General features: G+C 66.6%; 11 protein-coding genes and 3 pseudogenes. 10 read left to right on the top strand and 4 right to left on the bottom strand.

Translation table 11 applies throughout. The features are described from left to right. The first annotated feature begins 3 nt into the window (after positions 1-3). From ACSQ86_RS31920 to ACSQ86_RS31885, 8 genes and pseudogenes are all read left to right on the top strand, one after another. The gene (locus tag ACSQ86_RS31920; protein ID WP_093111107.1) at positions 4-210 is read left to right on the top strand and encodes a 2-hydroxymuconate tautomerase; all 207 of its coding nucleotides are present in this window, start codon (positions 4-6) and stop codon (positions 208-210) included. After that, positions 203-1,156, top strand: a complete 954-nt coding sequence (locus tag ACSQ86_RS31915; protein ID WP_436307158.1) for an acetaldehyde dehydrogenase (acetylating) — start codon at positions 203-205, stop codon at positions 1,154-1,156. Before ACSQ86_RS31920 ends, ACSQ86_RS31915 begins: the two co-directional genes overlap by 8 nt. A gap of 11 nt (positions 1,157-1,167) precedes the next feature. Beyond that, entirely contained in the window at positions 1,168-2,235 is a 1,068-nt protein-coding gene (gene dmpG / locus ACSQ86_RS31910; RefSeq protein ID WP_436307159.1) for a 4-hydroxy-2-oxovalerate aldolase, read from the top strand. Between the two features lie 67 nt (positions 2,236-2,302). Continuing rightward, on the top strand, positions 2,303-3,310 hold the full coding sequence (locus ACSQ86_RS31905; protein WP_436310474.1) for a Bug family tripartite tricarboxylate transporter substrate binding protein: 1,008 nt from the start codon (positions 2,303-2,305) through the stop codon (positions 3,308-3,310). Positions 3,311-3,434: 124 nt separating this feature from the next. Then, positions 3,435-4,346, top strand: a complete 912-nt coding sequence (locus tag ACSQ86_RS31900; RefSeq protein WP_436307161.1) for a helix-turn-helix transcriptional regulator — start codon at positions 3,435-3,437, stop codon at positions 4,344-4,346. A gap of 146 nt (positions 4,347-4,492) precedes the next feature. Further along, the gene (locus ACSQ86_RS31895) at positions 4,493-5,479 is read left to right on the top strand and encodes a Bug family tripartite tricarboxylate transporter substrate binding protein (protein WP_436310473.1); all 987 of its coding nucleotides are present in this window, start codon (positions 4,493-4,495) and stop codon (positions 5,477-5,479) included. A gap of 2 nt (positions 5,480-5,481) precedes the next feature. After that, positions 5,482-7,526: pseudogene (locus tag ACSQ86_RS31890) on the top strand (acetoacetate--CoA ligase). Positions 7,527-7,853: 327 nt separating this feature from the next. After that, positions 7,854-8,324: pseudogene (locus ACSQ86_RS31885) on the top strand (aminotransferase class I/II-fold pyridoxal phosphate-dependent enzyme); the annotation flags it as partial. 99 nt (positions 8,325-8,423) lie between these two features. On the opposite strand, the gene ACSQ86_RS31880 reads toward ACSQ86_RS31885, so the two are convergent. The 4 genes and pseudogenes from ACSQ86_RS31880 to ACSQ86_RS31865 form a co-directional block, all read right to left on the bottom strand. Beyond that, the gene (locus tag ACSQ86_RS31880) at positions 8,424-9,614 is read right to left on the bottom strand and encodes a lipid-transfer protein (RefSeq protein WP_436307164.1); all 1,191 of its coding nucleotides are present in this window, start codon (positions 9,612-9,614) and stop codon (positions 8,424-8,426) included. Beyond that, a complete protein-coding gene (locus ACSQ86_RS31875; RefSeq protein ID WP_436307165.1) occupies positions 9,611-11,161 on the bottom strand; it encodes an AMP-binding protein in 1,551 nt (516 codons plus the stop codon). The genes ACSQ86_RS31880 and ACSQ86_RS31875 overlap by 4 nt, the downstream gene beginning before the upstream one ends. Before the next feature lie 7 nt (positions 11,162-11,168). Then, positions 11,169-12,302: a DUF5938 domain-containing protein gene (locus ACSQ86_RS31870; protein WP_436307166.1), complete on the bottom strand. Its 1,134-nt coding sequence runs from the start codon at positions 12,300-12,302 to the stop codon at positions 11,169-11,171. 27 nt (positions 12,303-12,329) lie between these two features. Then, a pseudogene (locus ACSQ86_RS31865) lies at positions 12,330-13,063 on the bottom strand (SDR family NAD(P)-dependent oxidoreductase). 222 nt (positions 13,064-13,285) lie between these two features. Between ACSQ86_RS31865 and ACSQ86_RS31860 the strand changes: the two are divergent. Next, on the top strand, positions 13,286-13,951 hold the full coding sequence (locus tag ACSQ86_RS31860) for a TetR/AcrR family transcriptional regulator (RefSeq protein ID WP_436307168.1): 666 nt from the start codon (positions 13,286-13,288) through the stop codon (positions 13,949-13,951). A 627-nt stretch (positions 13,952-14,578) separates the two neighbouring features. Beyond that, on the top strand, positions 14,579-16,030 hold the full coding sequence (locus tag ACSQ86_RS31855; protein WP_436307170.1) for a cytochrome P450: 1,452 nt from the start codon (positions 14,579-14,581) through the stop codon (positions 16,028-16,030). Positions 16,031-16,661 lie beyond the last annotated feature (631 nt).

The raw sequence follows: 16,661 nt of genomic DNA, 5'->3' as shown, positions 1-16,661 counted from the left end.
AACATGCCATTGATCCAGGTCACCCTGATAGAGGGCCGCAGTGCAGAGGCGAAGACCGCCCTCATCCGCGGGCTCACCGATGCTGCTGTCGAAGCCACCGCAGCCCCGCGCGAATCCATTCGCGTGATCCTGCAGGAAGTGCCGGCCGCGCATTGGGGCGTCGGTGGCGTTCCCAAGGGCGTTGCCGCCAAGGAGGCACACCGTGGCTGATCGCAAGCTGAAGGCTGCCATCATCGGCAGCGGCAACATCGGCACGGATCTGATGATCAAGATCCTGCGCCACGGCCGCCACATCGAAATGGGTGCCATGGTCGGCATCGACGCCGCCTCCGATGGCCTGGCGCGTGCCGCGCGCCTGGGCGTGGCCACCACCCATGAGGGCGTGGAAGGCCTCTCGCGCCTGCCGGTGTTCGCGGACATCGACATCGTCTTCGACGCGACCTCGGCCGGTGCGCACGTCAGGAACGATGCCTTCCTGCGTGAACTCAAGTCGGAGATTCGCCTGGTGGACCTCACGCCCGCGGCGATCGGCCCGTACTGCGTTCCTGTGGTGAACGGCCAAGCGCACCTGGACGCGCCAAACGTCAACATGGTCACCTGCGGCGGCCAGGCCACCATTCCGATGGTGGCGGCCGTCTCGCGCGTGGCCAAGGTTCACTACGGCGAGATCGTCGCCAGCATTTCCAGCAAGAGCGCCGGCCCCGGCACACGAGCCAACATCGACGAGTTCACCGAGACCACGTCGAAGGCCATCGAGGTGGTAGGCGGCGCGGCCAGGGGCAAGGCCATCATCGTGATGAACCCGGCCGAGCCGCCGCTGATCATGCGCGACACGGTCTACACGCTCAGCGAGTTCGCCGACGAGGACCTGATCGCCGAGTCGGTCGAGCGCATGGCCGCCGACGTGCAGGCTTACGTGCCGGGGTACCGCCTCAAGCAGAAAGTGCAGTTCGACCGCATCGAGGCCGAGCACCCGATCCGCATCCCCGGCGTTGGCGTGCGCATGCACGGCCTGAAGACCTCCATCTTCCTGGAGGTGGAAGGCGCTGCGCACTACCTGCCGGCCTACGCGGGCAACCTCGACATCATGACCAGCGCTGCGCTGCGCACCGCCGAATCGATGGCGGAGCGGATGCTCGCCGCGGTGGTCGCCTGAAGGAGGCCGCAATGAGCCACGACGTTAGCAAGAAGATCTACATCTCCGACGTGACGCTGCGCGACGGCAGCCATGCCATTCGCCACCAGTACAGCGTGGAGCAGGCCAGGCAGATCGCCAAGGCGCTCGACGAGGCCAAGGTCGACTCCATCGAGGTCGCCCATGGCGACGGCCTGCAAGGCGGCAGTTTCAATTACGGCTTCGGCGCTCACACCGACCTCGAGTGGATCGAAGCGGTGGCCAGCGTGACCAAGCACGCCAAGATCGCAACGCTGCTGCTGCCGGGCATCGGCACCGTGCACGATCTCAAGGCGGCCTATGACGCGGGCGCGCGCATCGTTCGCGTGGCCACGCATTGCACCGAGGCCGACATCTCGAAGCAGCACATCGAGTACGCGCGCCACCTCGGCATGGAGGCCGTGGGCTTCCTGATGATGAGCCACATGACCACGCCGCAGGCGCTGGCGCAGCAGGCCAAGCTGATGGAGAGCTACGGGGCGACCTGCTGCTACGTGGTGGACTCCGGTGGCGCGCTGAGCATGAACGACGTGCGCGACCGGTTCCGCGCGTTCAAGGAGGTGCTGAAGCCCGAGACACAGACGGGCATGCACGCGCACCACAACCTGAGCCTGGGCGTGGCCAACAGCATCGTCGCGGTGGAAGAGGGCTGCGACCGCGTGGATGCCAGCCTGGCGGGCATGGGCGCCGGCGCGGGCAATGCGCCCCTGGAGGTGTTCATTGCCGCAGCCGCGCGCCTGGGGTGGAACCACGGCACGGACCTGTACAAGCTGATGGACGCGGCCGACGACATCGTGCGCCCGCTGCAGGACCGACCGGTGCGTGTGGACCGCGAGACCCTGGCGCTGGGCTATGCCGGCGTGTACTCGAGCTTCCTGCGGCATTCGGAAGTTGCCGCCAAGAAGTACGGCCTGAAGACCGTCGACATCCTGGTCGAACTGGGACGGCGTCGCATGGTGGGCGGTCAGGAAGACATGATCGTCGACGTGGCGCTCGACCTGCTGAAGGGTATGGAGCACGAGCGCATCCACCAGCAGCCCAGCATGAGTGAGGCTGGTTGAGGCTTCGACCGTTCGCGCATTGCCACAGCTGCTGGCAATTTTTCAAAGAAATAACAAGGAGACTTCCATGGATCGAATGAACCTTCGCCGATCGCTTCTCGCACTCGCACTCGCACTCGCACTCGCAGTGTCGATGGTCGCAGTGATACCCGAGGCGCAGGCGCAGTCCGCTGCCGCGAAGTGGCCGAGTCAGCCGGTGCGCTTCGTGGTCCCATTCCCGGCCGGTTCTGCGCCCGACGTGCTGATCCGCTTCGTCGGCGCCAAGCTCACCCAGAAGTGGGGCCAATCGGTGGTGGTCGACAACAAGCCGGGCGGCAGCGGGGTGATCGGCATGAACACACTCCTGACCGGGCCGACCGATGGCACCACCTTCGGCTTCGTCCAGGGCTCGGCCATCTCTGTCGCGCCCAGCACCATCAAGGGCGTGAGCTACGACTTCAACCGCGACTTCGTGCCGGTCACCCTGGCGGCCGTGGCGCCCTTCGTGCTCGCCGTTCCGGGCGACTCGCCCTACAAGACGCTCGGCGAGTTCATTGCTGCCGCAAAGGCCAAGCCACAGGGCATCGAGGTGGCCGACAACGGCCGCGGCACCGCGCCGCACCTTGCTTCGGCGCTGCTGGGCCTGCAGTCGGGCGCGCAGTTCCTTGAAGTGCACTACCCGGGTGGCGCCCAGGCCATGCAGGCCACGCTCGGTGGCCAGACCAAGATGATGGTCGAGACCTACAACGTTGTCGCAGGCAACGTTCAGGCCGGCAAGTTGCGGATTCTGGCGTCGCTGAGCGACCGCGTCGAACCCGGCCTCGAGCAGCTGCCCTTGGCCACTTCGACGGTGCCGGGCGCCGTGGCCTTCGGCTGGTTCGCGGTGATCGCGAAGAAGGGCGTGGATCCTGCCATCCTCGCCAAGCTCAACAAGGACATGGGCGAAGCGCTGCTGCTGCCCGATGTGGTCGCCAAGTCGCGCGAGCTGGGGACCTATCCGCGGCCCGGCACGCCCGACCAGCTTGCCAAGTACATCGAAGACGATCGCAGGACCTGGCAAGGCGTGCTCGACAAACTCAACATCAAGCCGGAATAGCAGCGTCGCGCCGGCTTGGCTGCAAGCTGCCTTGTTTCGGTGAGACTCGCCAAGCGCGAGGCTCCGAATCGCAATCCGCCAGAATCGGGTCTACGCGCGCTGCCCGAAACCTGGAGACACGTCGATGAACGAGATTGCCGCCGGTTCGCGCCATCTGCCCGGCTTCGATGCTGCGCGTTGGTCCGCGGTCGAATCTTCGCTGGTGGATGAGCCGTGGCAGGCGGCTCCTCACCAGGTTCACCGCTCGAGCGACGGCCGCACGTGGCGCGGCCTCTTCGTGTGGCACCAGATCGGACCCGCGGGAGACCTGTACGTCCCGCCGCTCAGCAGTCACAGCATCCTGCTGCGGCGCTCGACCCCGACAGCGCTGCTGCAGCGACACGGGTCGCAAGTCGGTACCGGCCCGTGGCGGCCTGGCGACGCGCTGCTGGTGCCGGCCGGACGGCCCAGCTTCTGGCGCAGCCCGGCGACACGAGACAACATCCACATCAACCTCGACCCCGCCTGGCTGCAGCGCGCGTCGGGTGGCCAGGTCCGGCTGCGAAGCTGCTTCGGCCGGCGCGACCCGGTGCTGGCCTCGTTCGCACAAACGCTGCTCGCCTCGCTGGACAGCAACACCTCGCTGCGGCCGATGTTCGCGGAACATATGGCGCTGGCCATTGCGGTGCACTTGCTCGAACACTATGCCGACCCGGGGCCCGCTTGCGGCCCGGCGCTCAGTCGGCGACAGTCGGACACGCTGGTCGACGCAGTTGCAGCGGGACTGGACGAGAGTTGGCCGTTGGCTCGACTGGCTGGCTTGGCGGGCCTGAGCCCCTTCCATTTCGCGCGAGCCTTCAAGGCCTCGTTCGGCGCCACGCCGCATGAGTACGTCTGCGCGCGGCGGATGGAAGCCGCTGCGCGGCTGATCCGCAGCACGCGCAAGCCCCTGGCCGAGATCGCCCAGGCCACGGGCTACCGCTCGGCCGCGCACTTCGCGCAGTCCTTCAAGCGACACTGGGGCGTGACGCCAACGGCCTACCGCCAAGGCGCCTGACGGAATCGCGGGCCGCCTGGGACTTACCCTCAAAACCGCAAGATTCCGACAAGGACGGCAAGAACCGGTCGACTCCCCGGTCTCCAATCGGCGGCGCGCCACAGAGCGCCAAGCCTCGACCGACTGGAAACCATGGAGACAACGATATGACCACCCGCCGCGGATTCACTTCGCAATTGGGCGCCCTGGCCGCGATGGGCGCCACCGGCTTGCCATTCGCTGCCCTGGCGCAGCAGCATCCTGACGTGGTGCGCCTGCTGGTCGGCTTTCCGCCCGGCGGAAGCACCGACAACGTGGCGCGCCGGCTGGCCGACAAGCTGCGCGACACCTACGCGCCCACGGTCGTCGTCGACAACAAGCCAGGCGCGGGCTCGCAGATCGCGGTGACTGCCCTCAAGGCCAGTCCACCGGACGGGGCGACCTTGCTGCTGTCGCCGCCGGCCCCGTTCTCGGTCTATCCGTTCACCTACAAGAAGCTGCCGTATGCGCCGGAGGACGTGCAGCCCGTGTCGCTGGTGTGCACCTTCTCCTTCGCCTTCGCGGTCGGTCCCGCGGTGCCGGCCGGCGTGAAGACGTTGAAGGATTTCCTGGCCTGGGCCAAGGCCGAACCGGCGAAGGCCACCTTCGGCTCGCCCGCCTCGGGCTCGACACCGCATCTGATCGGCAGCCTGCTCGCACACATGGCCGGCGTGGAGATGACCCACGTGGCCTATCGAGGCGACGCGCCCGGGCTGCAGGATCTGCTGGGCGGCCAGGTCGCGGCCTACTCGACCGTGCTGGGCAGCTTCCTGCCGCACCTGAAGTCGGACCGCCTGCGCGTACTGGCGGTCTCGGGCGCCACGCGCAACGCCTTCGTGCCCGAACTGCCCACCTATCGCGAGCAGGGCTATGCGATCGACCTGACCGAGTGGTTCGGCATCTTCGTGCCCGCCAGGACGCCCGCGCCCCAGGTGCGGCGTGCCGCCGGGCTTATCCAGGCGGCCGTTGCCCAGCCCGACTTTGCCCGCGGCCTGGCGGACTTCGGCATGACGGCCAAGTCGTCCACGCCGCAGGCGCTGGCCGAACGCCTGCGCGCCGAGACGGATGAATGGCGCGCCCACATCAAGCGCATCGGCTTCACGGCCGAGTCCTGAACATGCGCAAGTTGGACAACGAAGCCGCACTTGCGGCGGACGATGCCCCGCTGTGGGCGCCCTCGGCGGAGCGCCGGCGGCGAGCCCTGGTGACCCGGTTCGGTGATTGGCTGGCGCGCGAGCGTGGCCTCGTCTTCGACAGCTACGAGACACTCTGGCAATGGTCGGTCAGCGACGCCGAAGGCTTCTGGTCGGCCGTGCTGGCCTTCTTCGACCTGCCGCTGCGCACCCCCCCGATGCGCATGCTCGGCGCCGACACGATGCCGGGTGCCGAGTGGTTCCCGGGCGCGCGCCTGAACCTGGTCGATCAGGTCTTCCGCCATGCCGGTCTTGACTCGCCCGCCATCGTCTTCGAAAGCGAAGCGGCAGGCGCCGGATCGCTGAGCTGGGCGATCTTCAGCGCCAGGTGGCCTCGATGGCGCAGGCGCTGCAGGAACTCGGCGTCGGTCCGGGCGACCGGGTCGTGGGCTACCTGCCCAACATCCCGCAGGCCGTGGTCGCCTTCCTCGCTGCCGCCAGCCTGGGGGCCGTCTGGTCACTGTGCGCGCCCGACATGGGCGCGGTCAGCGTCGTCGACCGCTTCCGCCAGATCGAGCCCAAGGTGCTCGTCGCGGTCGACGGCTACCGCCACGGCGGCAAGCCATTCAATCGGCGCGATGTGCTGGACGGCATCCTGGCGGGCCTGCCGACGGTGAGTGGCATCGTCTGGGTTCCGCACCTCGATCCCTCGGCCCCACTGCCGGCGGCGGCCGCGCAGCGCGCCGTCGTGAGCTGGCAGACGGCGGTGTCGCAGGACGCGGTGCCGGCACCGCTGCCCCTGGCCGCCGATCATCCGCTGTGGATCCTGTATTCCTCGGGCACGACCGGCTTGCCCAAGGCTATCGTGCACGGGCACGGCGGCGTGCTGGCCAACGGCATGGTCAACATGGTGCTGCACAACGACCTGCACCCCGGAGATCGCGTGCTGTGGGCGGTCAACACCTCGTGGATGGTCTGGAACGCGCACATCCTCGGCCTGCTGGGTGGCGCCACGCTGGTGCTGTATGACGGCGCGGTCACCGGCGCCGGCGTCGAACCGGACTGGACCCATCTGTGGAGGTTGGCAGGGCGCCTGGGGGTGAATGTCCTCGGGGTCGGCGCGGCGATCCACCACGCGTGCCTGAAGGCCGGCGTCGTGCCGCGCGAGGTCGCGGACCTGGGTGCGCTGCACACCGTGTGTTCGACCGGCTCGCCGCTTTCGCCCGAGGCCTACCGCTGGCTCTATGAAGCGGTGAAGGCCGACATCTGGCTCAACACGGTCAGCGGCGGCACGGACATCGCCGGCGGCTTTCTGGTCGGCCTGCCGACCTTGCCGGTCTATCTGGGCGAGATGCAGTGCCGCACGCTCGGCGCCAGCGTGCATGCCTGGAACGACGCGGGCCAGCCGGTGATGGATGAGGTGGGCGAGCTGGTCTGCACGCGGCCGTTGCCATCGATGCCTTTGCATTTCTGGGGCGACGCGGGCAACGAGCGCTACACCGAGAGCTACTTCGGCAGCTTCCAGGACGCGCAGGGCCGCGAGGTCTGGCGCCACGGCGACTGGCTCCGGCTGGTGCCCCGGCGCGACGCCGTCGGCGGCGTGATCTACGGGCGATCGGACGCCACCATCAACCGCCAGGGCGTGCGCATGGGCACGGCAGAGCTGTACCGCGTCGTGGAAGCTCTGGACGAGGTGCTCGACAGTCTGGTGGTCGACCTCGAGTACCTCGGCCGCGAGTCCTACATGGCCTTGTTCGTGCAGCTGCGCCCTGGCACAAGGCTCGACGAGGCGCTCGACCAGCGCATCCGCCAGGCGCTGCGCACAGGCCTGTCGGCGCGCCATGTTCCGAATGAGATCTTCGCCGTCGACGGCATTCCAAGGACCATCAGCGGCAAGAAGCTCGAGCTGCCGATCAAGAAGCTGCTGCTGGGTCATCCGCTGGATGCGGTGGTGAAGCGCGATGCCTTGGCACAGCCGCACCTGATCGACTGGTTCGTGGACTTTGCGAAGGCGCCGAGATTCCGATAGGCGCATCGCTTGACGCGGAGCGGTCAAGGCGTCGCGCCGCCGTCCGCCGCGAACTGCTGGACGATGAAATCGCGCAGCCATTTGTTCGCCGGGTCGCGGTGGTAGCGGTCGTGCCAGTACAGCGCGACCTCGAACTCGGGCAAGGACAGCGGGTGCGGGCATCGGCTGGCGCCGCGTAGAAAACCCCCAGATCGACCGCGAGGTCTCGCTCGTGCGACGCGCGGGCGTTTCGCTCTCCGGCGCAAGGCTTCGTCGTCGCGCCGCGGGCAGCGCAGCAACCAACATCGAACAAGCGGGCTCGACGCAAGGTGCGCTAGAACGCGTAGGCTTTCCAAGCGCGTAGCCACCGGGCTGCGCTTCGGATTCGTCGCTGCACCCGCGCAGTGGGTGCCTGCCATGGAGCGAACGATCAGGGCTTCCATCTGGAACACCCCCGGCGTGATGACGGCGATCGCCTGCGGCTGGCTCGACGATGGTACGGTCACCCGGCTGGAGGCAGAGAAACGCCACGATGCGAGGATTCGGCAATCCATGGCCAGCGAAGTGCTTGCCAGGCTCCGATGCGTTCGCCATCCGGCTTCCCATTTTCTCTGGCTTCTGCTGGCAGAAGAGGTTCGAGCCGACCAGATAGCGATGGCGCTCATGCGCGAGCACGTAGCGGTGTCGACTGCCGAACCGTTTGCGACGTCTGTCCACGTGCCCCATGCGATCCGCTTGTCACTCGGGTCTGTAGCTCTGGACACTCTCCAGGAAGCGCTGGAAAAAGTGAAGCAGGTGATTGGCACCTACTCGTACTGAGGCCGCCAGTACATGCTGGTCAACATCAGCACTCGGAAGATGCCGATCCGTCAACACGCGTGCCGCACGAAGGTCTGCCAGCCCATCACGCCAGCTCTATCACGGGGGTGACCGTGACCGATACAGTGTCACCACGCAAGCGCCCCCGAGGCCCAGATTGTGCTGCAAGGCAATACGAGCGCGGGGCACTTGACGCTGTTCTGCGCTGCCTCGCAGCTGATGGGTCAGCTCGAAGCATTGCGCCAGGCCGGTCGCACCCAGCGGATGGCCTTTGGACAACAGGCCGCCGGACGGATTCGTCACGACCCGGCCCCCGTAGCTGTTGTCGCCCGCGGCGATGAATGCCGCGGCCCCGCCCTCGGCACACAGACCCAGCGCTTCGTAGCTGATCAACTCGTTCTGTGCGAAACAGTCGTGCAGCTCGACCACGTCGAGGTCTTCGGGGCCGATGCCGGCCTGCTCGTAGACACTGCGCGCCGCTGCTCGGCTCATGCCGTAGCCGACGAGGTTCATCATGTCGTGGCTCTCGAGCGAGTCGGGCCGGTCGGTCGTCATCGCCTGCGCGGCGATGAACACATCGGTGCGCAAGCCGTGCGACTTCGCGTACTTCTCCGAGACCAGCACCGCAGCCGCCGCGCCGCAGGTCGGCGGACACGCCATCAGGCGCGTCAGCACGCCGGGCCACAGCATCGGTGCATCCATCACATCGTCGACCGACAACTCCTTGCGCAGCAGCGCGAGCGGGTTGCGCGCCGCGTGGCGGCTGGCCTTCGCGCGCACTTGGGCGAAGGCCTCGAGCGGCGTGCCGTACTTCTGCATGTGGGCGAGCCCCGCGCCGCCGAAATAGCGCAGCGCGAGCGGCAGCTCGGGCATGCCGACTAGCGCCTCGGCCTCGCGGTCGAAGTCCTCGAACGGGCTGGGCCTGTCGTTGAACACGGTGCCAAGCGCACCCGGGCTCATCTGCTCGAAGCCGAGCGCCAGCACGCACTCGGCCGCACCGCTCTCTATCGCCTGGCGCGCGAGGAACAGAGCGGTCGAGCCGGTCGAGCAGTTGTTGTTGACGTTGAAGATCGGGATGCCGGTCATGCCCAGTGCGTAGACCGCCTTCTGGCCGCTGGTCGAGTCGCCGTAGACGTAGCCGACGTAGGCCTGCTGCAGCGCCTCGAAGACGATGCCGGCGTCGGCCAGCGCGAGCCGGCCGGCCTTCGCGGCCATCACGTCGTACGGATCGCTGCCTCCCGGCTTCGCGAACGGAATCATCCCGACACCCGCGACGAACGCCTTGCTCATCGAGCCGCCTCGGTCAAGCGTTTGAGCATCTCGGTGCGGATGTCCTTCTTCAAAACCTTCCCGACCTTGGAGCGCGGCAGGTCGGGCCAGATGTCGACAAGCTTGGGCGCCTTGACGCTGCCGATGCGTGCCTTCACGAACGCGACGAGTTCGTCGGGCCGCACGCTGCGCCCGGCGTGCAGCTGCACGACCGCGACGACCTTCTCACCCCACTTGTCGTCAGGCAGGCCGATCACCGCGCTGTCCTGCACGTCAGGGTGCCGCATCAGCGCTTGCTCGACCTCGACCGAATAGACGTTGAAGCCGCCGGTGATGATCATGTCCTTCGCGCGGTCGACGATGTAGAGAAAGCCATCGTCGTCAATGCGGCCGATGTCGCCGGTGTGGTGCCAGCCGAAGCGCCCGGCTTCGGCGGTCGCGGCCGCGTCCTTGTAGTAGCCCATCATCACCAGCGAGCTGCGGATCACGATCTCGCCGGTCTCGCCGCGCGGCAGCAGCGCTCCTTCGCTGTTCATCGTCGCCACCTGCACCAGCGGCCCGGGCCGGCCGGCGGACGCCAGGCGTTGCTTGGCTACCGAACCGTTGGCGTTGAAGTGCTCGCGCGGCGCCATCATCGAGATCATCATCGGCGCCTCGGTCTGGCCGAAGAGCTGCGCCATCACAGGGCCGATCTTCGTCAGCGCGTCATCGAGTCGCGCGGGGGAAATCGGCGCAGCACCGTACCAGAAGCACTGCAGCGAATCGCGCTTCGTCTGCGCGAGCTGCGGATGTTCGAGCAGCATGTAGATCAGCGTCGGCGGCAGGAAGGTGTGGGTGATGCGGTGGCGCTCGATCAGCGCGAGAAACTCGCCGAGGTCAGGCTTGGGCATGATGATGACGCGCCCGCCGAGCGCCATCACCGGCAGGCAAAGCACGCCGGCCGCGTGCGTCAGCGGCGCGAGCGCCAGGTACGAGGGCCGGCCGTCGAACGGGTAGCCCATCAGCGTCAGCGCGCTCATGGTCTCGAGGTTGCGGCCCGACAGCATCACGCCTTTGGGTGCGCCGGTGGTGCCACCGGTTCCGGCGATCATCGCGAGGTCGTCGATGGGCGGGATGTCGATGGCCGCGTCGCTGACGCCTTGCAGCCATTGCGCCAGCGACGGCGCGAACGCGCAGGGCTGGTCGATGCAGACGAGCACGCGAAGCTTGGACAAGTCGACACGCATCTGCTCGACCATCGGCGCGTAGGCGCTGTGGAAGATCAGCGCCGCGCAATCGAAGGCATCGAGCACGAAACGGTTCTCGGCCGCCTCGTTGCGCGGGTTCACCGGGCACCACACGGCCGCCGCGCGCGAGATGCCGAAGACGCAGGCGAAGGCGGTCGCGTCGTTGCTCGACAGCACCGCGACCTTGTCGCCGGCGGCAATGCCGGAGCGCTGCAGGCCGTGCGCAACGCGGTGGCTGATGCGCTGCACGTTGCCGTACGACAGATCCGCCGTGCCCATCGTCAGGCACGGCGAGTCCTCGCCCAGCATCGCCCCTTTGTCGAGGTAGTCGATCAAACGCATTGCAACGTCAGGTGTGCACTGTCAGAACAGGCGCCTGCACCAGGCCGAAACTGCGCAAGGCCCCGAGCAGCTCGTGGTGACCGAAGGCCTGGCAGCCCGACGCGAAGCCCACGCGCTTCGGCACTTGCTGCAGCAGCGAGGCCGCCGCGAAGGCCTGCAGCATGCCGGTCTGCTTGTAGTTGCAGTTGCCGAAGATGACACAGTGCGCGCGCGCCAGCGGGCCCGAGGCATGCACCGAGTCGACGGACTTGTTGATGCGCGGGTTCTCGCGCGGCGGCATCGTGTTCATCACACCGGCGGCCGTCTTCGCCAACGCGGCGTAGCGATCGTCGGCGTTCATGTCTTCGGTGGCCTTCAACGCGGCGGCCACGATCTGCGGCACGCCCAGCATCAGCGGCTTGTTGAACACGCCGCCCAGCACCTTGACGTTGGACACGCGCGGGTCTTTCTTGAACCACACCGGGTGCGAGGTCCCGCCCCAGGGCAGCGCGAGTGCGGCCTCGTGCTGGCCCGGGATCGTCAGGCTGTACAGGCCTGCATCGCCTTGATGCTCGACGTACTGGTTCTGCTCGAGGTAGTAGGCCTTGGCCATCGCCGCATTGACAAGGATCGTCTGCGTCGACGCGATCGTCGGGCTGCCGCCCCAGAAAACCGCGATGTCCAGCGTGTCCAGGCCCGGCGTCTCGAGACACAGCTGCGCGGCGATCTCGCCGGTGGTGTACATCTGCGCCAGGCCCGGCGACAGCAGCAGGCCGGCGGCAGCAAACCTCGCGCCGTACTCCTGGTCCAGCGTGATCAGCCAGTCCTGCTCGCCGGTCGTGTCGGTGTAGTGGCACTTGGCGGCCAGACAGGCCTCGACGACCTCGGGGCCGAACTTGGCGAACGGGCCCACGGTGTTCAGCACGACCGAGGCCCCCTTGAACAGCTGGGTCAGCGCCTCGACGGTGTGGATCACCTCGACCACTTCGTAGCTCGCGGTCTCGATGCCGGCGACGTTGGACTTCATCGCGGCCTGGATCTTGTCGGCACTGCGACCGGCGGCGATGAACGGAATGCCGTACTCGCGCAGGTACTCGCACACAAGCCGTCCGGTGTAGCCGGAGGCGCCGTAGACCACGACGGGTTTCTTGGGCTTGCTCATGATTGTCTCGCTCCTGGTTGGTTGGTCTTACATGCCCATGCCGCCGTCGACCGGCAGGCCCGCGCCGGTGATGAAGCGCGACGCGTCGGAGCACAGGAACACCACCGCATCGGCCATGTCGGCGACCTCGCCGAGGCGGCCTGCCGGCGTCTGCTCGATGATCGAGCCCACCGCCGCTTCGGGGGATGCGAACAGGCCCGCGGCGACCACGTCAGCGGCCAGCTTCATGCCCATCTCGGTTGGCACCAGGCCCGGATAGATGCAGTTCACGCGCACGCCGTAGCCGAGCTTGCCGGACTCCATCGCGGCCACGCGCGTGAGCCGGTCCACGGCCGCCTTGGTGGCCGAGTAGCCGGCGATCGCCGGGAACGCGATCGTCGCCGCGACCGACGAGATGTTGACGACCGCACCGCCTTGGCCCGCCGTGCCGCCAGGCCGCATTGCGCGGAACGCATGCTTCAGGCCGAGGGCGGTGCCGACGATGTTCACGTCGAGCATGCGGCGCAGGCGGCGGGGTCTATTTCGGTCACCAGCGCAGTGACCTCGATGCCGGCGTTGTTGATCAGGATGTCGAAGCCGCCGAGCGTGTCAACGGTGGCCTTCACCGCGGCGAGCCAATCGTCTTCCTTCGTCACGTCGAGCTGCACGAAGCCGGCTTTTGCGCCGCTGGCTGACAGCTTGCCCGCCGCATCTCGGCCGAGCGACGCGAGCACGTCGCCGATCATCACCGACGCGCCTGCGGCTGCGAGCGCCTGCGCCATGCCTTCGCCGAGGCCGCGCGCGCCACCGGTGACCAGGGCCTTTCGGCCGCTCAGGTCGAACTTGTTCATGGATGTCTCCTGTTTGATTTGGACAGTCGTCAAGGAAATGGAAATTGATCCTAGGAGTCGTCTTGACAACTGTCAAGCGGGTTTTGGACAAGTGTCAAGACGCGCGGATTGCGACACTGGTGCGACGCGCGAAGTGCTCCTTACAATCGCCGCATGGCCACCGTTCCCCAGCCCCGCGACCACAAGTTCGCCGAGCGCCGCGCCGAGCTCGGCGAAGCCGCGCTGCAGACGCTCGCCGAACTCGGCTATGCCCGTACCAGCCTGCGCGAGATCGCGCAGAACTCCGAGTTCTCGCACGGCGTGCTGCACTACTACTTCACAGACAAGCTCGACCTGATCCTGTGCAGCGTGCGCCAGTACAAGGCGCGCTGCGTGAAGCGCTATGACGAAGTCACGGCCACGGCGACGACCTACGACGAACTGCTCGACGGCTTCGTCGCTGCGCTGGGTGACACGCTGCGCAAGGAAGCGCCGATGCACCGCCTCTGGTACGACCTGCGCGCGCAGTCGCTGTTCGAGGAAGCGTTCCGCGCCGACGTGGCCGAGATCGACAAGAGCCTGGAGAAGATGATCTGGCGCGTGATGTCACGCTTTGCCGAGATCACCGGCGAACCGGTGCGGGTGCCGAGCAGCGTGGCCTATGCGTTGTTCGACGGGTTGTTCCAGCAGAGCCTGTTGAAATACCTGTCGGGGGACAAGAAGGCGGTGGCGGCGATGCAGGCGAACGTTCGGCTGGTCGTGTCTCGGCTTGTCGGCGTCGAGCTTCCGGTTAAGCCGCGCCGGAGTGCACTGGCGCGTAAGCGCCTGAACACAGCGTGAAGCACGAAGTCATCTCGCATGCCCCCCCCCCGCTCGAGGCTGTTGGTATTCGCGGCAGCTGCCGCGTCGGGATGTCAGCGCTGGGCAAAGCAGCTCAAGATCACGTACCCGAAGAAAAGCCACGTCAACAAGCAGTCGGACTTCGAGGACTTGAAAGAAGGTCAGGTTGTTGAGGTTGCAAAGAGCGCTCAGATCTTTAGTGTCCGCCGCCAAGACATTGATCAAGAAGATCGATAAGCGGAACACTGCCGCGCATCCGTCTTCGACAATCGTCATGCCTGTGACGGCAGACGAGGTCATTGCTGGCCTCGTACAAAACATCATTCTTAAGCCTACGCTTTAGCCTTGGCTCTGGACTTGCACGGGTAGATGATCGTCAATGACCGCTGCCAGTCTGAAGACAGCTATGCAGCGAAGCGGACTGTCTGCCTGGAGCGTTCAAGGCCTTGGCGGCTGATAGTCGGGCCCAACCAGATTCTCGCGTGACCGGGCGCATGCGCTACCTCTATCATCACAATTGTCGATTGCCGAGCTCTCAAAACTGCCCAATACTTGATCAATCCGATTAAGGATGGCCACTTTGCACGACCTTCGCTCTTTGCGCCGCTCGTGGCGGCCAGCAACGCTATGAATACGCCCACCGCGGCGAGCCGGCTGCGCCAGTTCGACGACTTGCCCGGCCCACACGGTGTGCCGGTGTTCGGCAACCTGCTTCAGATCGACTCCACTCGGCTGCACCTGCAACTTGAGCAGTGGTGCGAGGAGCACGGGCCGATCTTCAAACTGCGCCTGGGCCCTCGCCGCGCGGTGGTGGTGGGAGACCATGAACTGATCGCCACAGCCCTGCGTGACCGCCCCGACGGCTTTCGCCGTACCACCAAGCTCGAACAGGTTTGGACGGAACTCGGTCTTATGGGTGGTGTGTTTGGTGCCAACGGCGACACTTGGCGGCGCCAGCGACGCATGGTGATGGCCGCCTTCGATCCCGGTCACGTGAAGCGCTATCACCCCGCACTGCAGCGCGTTGGACTGCGCCTGGCCCAACGCTGGCAGCAGGCCGCGCGTCATGGCACCACCATTGATCTGCAGGCCGATCTGATGCGCTTCACAGTGGACGCGATTGCCGGTTTGGCGTTCGGCGCCGAGGTCAACACGCTGCAAAGCGACGAAGATGTGATTCAGAAACACCTGAACCGCATCTTTCCGGCCGTGTTCAAGCGCATCTTCGCGCCACTTCCGCTGTGGCGCTGGTTCCCGTCGGTCGAAGATCGCGCTCTGGTGCGCAGCGTGGCCGAGGTGAATGCGGCGGTCGACGGCTTCATTGCGCAAGGGCGCAGGCGACTACAGGCGAACCCGGCCCTGCGCGAGCACCCATCCAACCTGCTGGAGGCCATGCTGGTTGCCGCTGACGAACCCGACAGTGGGATGGACGACAAGCAAGTGGCAGGCAACGTGCTCACCATGCTACTGGCCGGAGAAGACACCACCGCAAACACGCTGGCTTGGATGATCCACTTGCTATGGCAAAACCCGCAGGCTCTGGCCGAGGCCACCGCCGAGGTGCGCCGCGTGTGCGCCGATGGCGAGCCGCCCACCGTCGACCAGATTGGTCAACTGGACTATGTGGAAGCCTGCGCCCACGAAACCATGCGCCTGAAGCCCGTGGCTCCGCAGAACGCCATGCAAGCCCTGCGCGACACCACGCTGGGTGACGTGCACATCCCGGCCGGCATGGTGGTGATCGCGGTCATGCGGCGCGACGCGGTGAGTGAATCCCACATTCGCGATGCCGGCCGCTTCAACCCCGAACGCTGGTTGGCCGACGGCCAACCCGGGCAGAACGCCAGCGCCGCCAAGCGTATCTCCATGCCCTTCGGTGCTGGCCCGCGCATCTGCCCCGGGCGCTACCTGGCCTTGGTTGAAATGAAGATGGCGATGGCGGTTCTGCTGAGTCGCTTCGACATCCAAAACGTGAGCACGGCCGACGGCAAGGAGCCGCGCGAACTGCTGCAGCTGGCCATGGCGCCGGTGGGATTGAAGATGAATGTGCGCGAGCACGGCATTAACGCTGAGGCCTGAAAAATCGCGCTCGCCTCCTCGTCAGGGCGTTGGCCAGTCGGCAGCGCGGCGTTACCTTGGCGATGCGTAGGCATCGTGTGCGTCGGCCCCGCGCAGTCTCGGCGGTGGTCGCTGCAAAAGCGGAAGCTGACCTTCGAGCCTGGACCGCGAACTCGAACTGTCGGCCCACTTGCGGACCTTCATCTCGCTGACTCGAATGTCCCCTTGCGATGCAGGCGGTCATTCGATAGTTCCAGCTTCAGTTCAGACTCCGGCCTAACGGCCGACCGTCATCCGCGCAAACGCATCGAATCCGAAAACCTGTCCGTCGGTTGCACAGGAAACCATCCAAGGTGCGGGCGTGTGAGCGCCCTCGCCTCCAATGCTCCGGGTTCGACCGCAAGAGCACGGCACGAGAGGGTGCTTCCGAGCTTTATGCGGCCCTTTGTCGGCCACCCCATGGAGACGCAAGTCGGTGTCGTCGATGCGCGGGACCAACGGGCCGCGGCCCGCTCGGACCTCCCGGGGCGGCGTTCGCACGTTGCACAAACCAACGTGGCGCGCCGCACGTATTTTGAACCGCGACTGTTCAGCGCAGCGTGGCCTCGCCGCGCGTGGCACACGGCTTGCATGCCGCTCCCTCGGATAACAT

The organism is Variovorax sp. LjRoot130, from assembly GCF_964253755.1.
Classification (GTDB): domain Bacteria; phylum Pseudomonadota; class Gammaproteobacteria; order Burkholderiales; family Burkholderiaceae_C; genus Variovorax.
Note: the sequence above shows the minus strand (reverse complement) of the source record. Positions and strands in the feature narration are given on the sequence as shown.

What these genes read in the sequence shown, in the direction of transcription:
- ACSQ86_RS31880 (WP_436307164.1), bottom strand. Translation starts at nt 9,614, where the DNA reads ATGAGCAAGGCGTTCGTCGCGGGTGTCGGGATGATTCCGTTCGCGAAG.
- ACSQ86_RS31900 (WP_436307161.1), top strand. Translation starts at nt 3,435, where the DNA reads ATGAACGAGATTGCCGCCGGTTCGCGCCATCTGCCCGGCTTCGATGCT.
- ACSQ86_RS31905 (WP_436310474.1), top strand. Translation starts at nt 2,303, where the DNA reads ATGGATCGAATGAACCTTCGCCGATCGCTTCTCGCACTCGCACTCGCA.
- ACSQ86_RS31895 (WP_436310473.1), top strand. Translation starts at nt 4,493, where the DNA reads ATGACCACCCGCCGCGGATTCACTTCGCAATTGGGCGCCCTGGCCGCG.
- ACSQ86_RS31855 (WP_436307170.1), top strand. Translation starts at nt 14,579, where the DNA reads ATGAATACGCCCACCGCGGCGAGCCGGCTGCGCCAGTTCGACGACTTG.
- ACSQ86_RS31875 (WP_436307165.1), bottom strand. Translation starts at nt 11,161, where the DNA reads ATGCGTTTGATCGACTACCTCGACAAAGGGGCGATGCTGGGCGAGGAC.
- ACSQ86_RS31920 (WP_093111107.1), top strand. Translation starts at nt 4, where the DNA reads ATGCCATTGATCCAGGTCACCCTGATAGAGGGCCGCAGTGCAGAGGCG.
- dmpG (WP_436307159.1), top strand. Translation starts at nt 1,168, where the DNA reads ATGAGCCACGACGTTAGCAAGAAGATCTACATCTCCGACGTGACGCTG.
- ACSQ86_RS31870 (WP_436307166.1), bottom strand. Translation starts at nt 12,302, where the DNA reads ATGAGCAAGCCCAAGAAACCCGTCGTGGTCTACGGCGCCTCCGGCTAC.
- ACSQ86_RS31860 (WP_436307168.1), top strand. Translation starts at nt 13,286, where the DNA reads ATGGCCACCGTTCCCCAGCCCCGCGACCACAAGTTCGCCGAGCGCCGC.